Raw genomic sequence first — 442 nt, forward strand, 5'->3', positions numbered from 1 at the left:
TCGCTCACTCGGGCCGCCACGCGCTGGCCGGCGGAGTCGGCGCTCATCGGGCCACCCCGCTCCGCCTGCGGCCGCTCGGGCGGTCGCAGGCGAGGGGGGTGAGCGTCGATGAGCGACGACGTCCACGCGACGGTTCGGTTCAGGGACGCGGACCTCGTCGAGGCACTGGAGGCGGCCGAAGAAGAACACGGGTCGCGGTCCGAAGCGATTCGGAAGGCCGTCGCGACTGCCTACGGCAGCGGCAACGGCGCCGAGTCGAGCGACGACACCGGACTGCCGGTGAAAGCGCGTGACGCCCACCGGAAGCTCGTCGAGTGGGCCGGAATCGGCGGGCGACTTGAACTGAATACGGCGGAGTCGGTGCTGGCAAACCACCTGAACATCCAGAAGGAAGCGGTTCGGAAGGTGGCGCTCCAGCCGCTGAAGGCGAACGACGCAGTCG

At 69.9% G+C, this 442-nt stretch carries 1 pseudogene; it reads left to right on the forward strand.

Annotation, left to right across the window (positions count from 1 at the left end):
* Positions 1-108: 108 nt before the first annotated feature.
* A pseudogene (locus EXE44_RS18240) lies at positions 109-442 on the forward strand (hypothetical protein); the annotation flags it as partial.

Origin of the sequence: Halorubrum sp. SS7 (genome assembly GCF_005435055.1) — an archaeon.
GTDB classification, from domain to species: domain Archaea; phylum Halobacteriota; class Halobacteria; order Halobacteriales; family Haloferacaceae; genus Halorubrum; species Halorubrum salinarum.